2 protein-coding genes are annotated in these 3409 nt (G+C 54.3%); both read left to right on the top strand.

The features are described 5' to 3' along the window. Positions 1-622: 622 nt before the first annotated feature. Complete coding sequence (locus tag M0974_RS11650) at positions 623-2338, top strand: methyl-accepting chemotaxis protein (RefSeq protein ID WP_297836377.1); 1716 nt, start codon at positions 623-625, stop codon at positions 2336-2338. A gap of 420 nt (positions 2339-2758) precedes the next feature. Next, positions 2759-3409 (top strand): Tar ligand binding domain-containing protein (locus M0974_RS11645; protein ID WP_297836379.1); only part of this gene is annotated, 651 nt, incomplete at its 3' end.

Raw genomic sequence — 3409 nt, 5'->3', positions numbered from 1 at the left:
CGTACGGGTACTCAGCGAATTGCCGCAACGAGCATTAGACGCCGATGTTACCGACCTGCTACCGTTTAATTTCTTGAAGCCTACGGCTTGACCGCGTAAGCGCTTGGTCCTAATCGGATTGACGACCGTTACTACGCGGCCATATGGTTCCGCGTGTGCCAGATTGAGCGCTTACGAAGGTCCGCAACGCGACCTCACGTAGAAGATGTAAAACGATCAATGGCTATCACGAAGCCGAAGTGATGTATCAGCGCACCGCTCGGAAAACACAAGCAGCTGTTGAACCGGAAACACTGGAACCGATGCTTTGGTTCAACAACAATTCATTAATGACGCATCGGGTACACCCTGTCCGTGGAAACGGGAACAAGCTGCTACCGACAGCTTGACACGGCTACGGCTGCAGCCGTGTCAACTTATGCCAAACAGCCTGTAGGATTCGTGGGGCGATCGATCACTGCGCCATCGACGGCCGCGCAATTCGGGTATGGGTCTCGTGAACCATCTAAGTTATGCTGGGTTGGCATAACGCTTATTCCAATTAGATAGGTCAAGAACTACTTAAGGATGTCGTAATTCAGATGTTCATCTTTTGATTAATTTTCCATCCTCAGTGACCCCTATGACCATTTCAAGACGCCTCATGCTGACGCTAGCCATCGCTTTGCTGGCGCTGATTTCTGTCGGCTGGGTAGGAATACATAATCTGACCCAAGCCCAGCAGCGATTCGAGTATGTTCAAACTAATATTATGCCTAGCGTCAGCACGCTTTCGGACATTCAGAATAGCCTGAGTCGAGCGAGACGGTTGAGCTACAGAACCTTGGTTAGCGCTTATTCAGGAAACACCAGCCAGATCGCGCAACGAATGTCGGCCGAGGATGCGATTACTGACAAGTTACTTGCAACTTACGAGAAAGACGATATTTCAGATGCTGATGACCGCAAGTTTTTAGACAACGACCGGGTCGCCATCGCGGAATATCGCGCCTCGCGAAACAGCTTTCTTGAGAAACTCCGAGCTAACGACATGAGCGGGGCAACCGCCGCTTTGCTTGACGGCGGCGCGGTGACCAACGCGGCTCTGAAGATCGATGACGTGCTCGGGAAACACATTGCTTATAACCAAAAACTGAGCGAAGACATTCGCACTGAGAACAATTTAGCTTACGATCATTCGTTCTGGGTAACGATAGTTAGCGTGGCTGCAGCGTTTGTTACCGCCGGTTCGATGGGCCTGCAATTGTTCCGCCTGATCACGTCGGGCCTAAACCGTATGCAGCGCACGTTCCAAGATGTAAGCCGAACGCTCGACCTGACCAATAAGGCACACGTCGAACGTATGGATGAGATCGGTCTTACCGCAGCCGCGTTCAACACCTTGCTGGCCCGAGTGGCTGAAGTAGTCGGCACAGCTCGGATGTCGGCCGGCTCTGTGAGCGTGGCGTCAAAGCAAATCGCAGCCGGCAATGTTGACCTGTCCGCCCGCACTGAAGAGCAAGCCGCTTCGTTGGAAGAAACCGCTGCCAGTATGGAAGAGTTGACTGCGACAGTGCGACAGAATACTGAAAGCGCACGGCAAGCCAGCACCCTGGCGTTGAACGCCACCGAGACCTCAGAGAAGGGCAACCAGGTGGTCGAACGTATGGTTGTGACCATGAGCGAAATTACCGCTAGCTCCAGTAAGATCGCGGAGATCACGGCGTTGATCGAAGGGATCGCGTTCCAAACCAACATTCTGGCGTTGAATGCCGCCGTCGAAGCCGCGCGTGCGGGGGAGCAGGGTCGCGGGTTCGCGGTCGTGGCGGCGGAGGTGCGCACCCTTGCGCAACGATCATCGGCGGCAGCCAAGGAAATCAAGGATTTAATCGAAAAGTCGGTTGCTACGATCGACAGAGGTGCAAGCGAGGCGACCGAGGTTGGACGGACCACAATGGAAGCGAAACATGCTGTCAGGCGCGTGGCGGACATCATCGGAGAAATCGCCGCTGCTTCGGAAGAGCAAGGTCGCGGCATTGAGCAAGTTAATCAGGCGGTCGGCCAGATGGATGAAGTTACGCAACAGAACGCGGCACTGGTTGAAGAAGCCGCAGCGGCGGCCCAATCACTCGAAGAGCAAGCAGCCAAGCTTAATGAGGTGGTGTCGGTTTTTACAGTGGCCTATTCCGCGACCACCTTGGATGTTCACAAGAGCGTGCCACTGCGTAGTGCTGCCAAGCACGTCCCTGTTTCGGGCAGGCCGCCTAAAGCGCAGACTCAGGAGTCGTTGCTACGCCCTGCAGCGGTAGCTGGTTTGTCTACTGCCACAAGCGCGACCGGTAGCTGGGACGCCTTTTAATCCGATCCGCACATGCCCGTATTGACATGCGCGGGAGAACAGGCGAGAGCGGGGTGCCTGCGATTACGCAGGAAATAATCTGCCAATGACCGCTGCGCAACGAGTGGTTCATCACTTGTCATACGCGCTTACTCAGCGACGGATATATAAGGGCAACTTCACTACAGCTGCCGTTGTATCCGTGGTGGCGAACGAGGATGCCGTAGATCATCGTGCATTGAACGACGGCGGCTCGCCACTTCGTGATTTGCTCGCGCCACGGTTCCAACGTTGATACGTAACTCGATGGTAGCGGTGGCTCTTTGCGATCCAGGCAGGCGGCCATTACGTGTGCGTCGGTGAAAGCCGCTTCACGCACCAACCGCCCGTTTTTGGCGAAGTCTTCGGCTCCTGCACAATCAGTGAGCTTGCTTGAAAAAAATGGAGGCCGGCATTCCGAAAAATTGGGGAATGGAGACATTGATGAACCGAATCAGAGCGATACCCTTCCATTTTTTTCACAACCCTAGTTACTTGCGCTCGACTTTCGAAGGAAGCAGAATAAACAGGTTCACACACACCATCAAGTTCAGAATCATCCTCGCCATGGGTGCGTGTATCGTTCTCACGGCCGCCGTCGGAACGTTTGGTGTGTTCGGCATCGCAAAGCTCAATTCGTCTGTAGAGGATTCATATTTTGGTGGCACCATACCAATTATTCACCTGAACGACATTCGCACGGCTCAGCTGGATATCAGGCTCCGGTTGAGAATGATTCGGGCGTCTCAGGATCCGGCCACGACTGCGCAGTCAGTCGCTGTGGATCGGGATGTCCTTCAGCATATCGGCAAGGCGTGGACCCGCTACTATCCAGGCAGCGTGACCAATGATGAGGAACGGGTGATTGCCGAAAAGATCAAGACGACCTTGCCGCAATTTACCGATGAGGTAATAGAGATCGTCACTAGTGCCGGAGGTGCTAACAATGGGATCTGGGGTGACCGGATCAACAAACGAACCGCTCTCGCCGAAGCTATGACCGCGCTACTCACCCAGGACAATGCCGTTAACCAGAGCCAGGTGAAGCAGTCT

It is taken from the genome of Pseudomonas sp. (assembly GCF_026224925.1).
In the GTDB taxonomy this organism is placed as follows: domain Bacteria; phylum Pseudomonadota; class Gammaproteobacteria; order Pseudomonadales; family Pseudomonadaceae; genus Aquipseudomonas.
The sequence above is the reverse complement of the archived record's forward strand: the minus strand, read 5'-3'. Positions and strand labels throughout refer to the sequence as shown.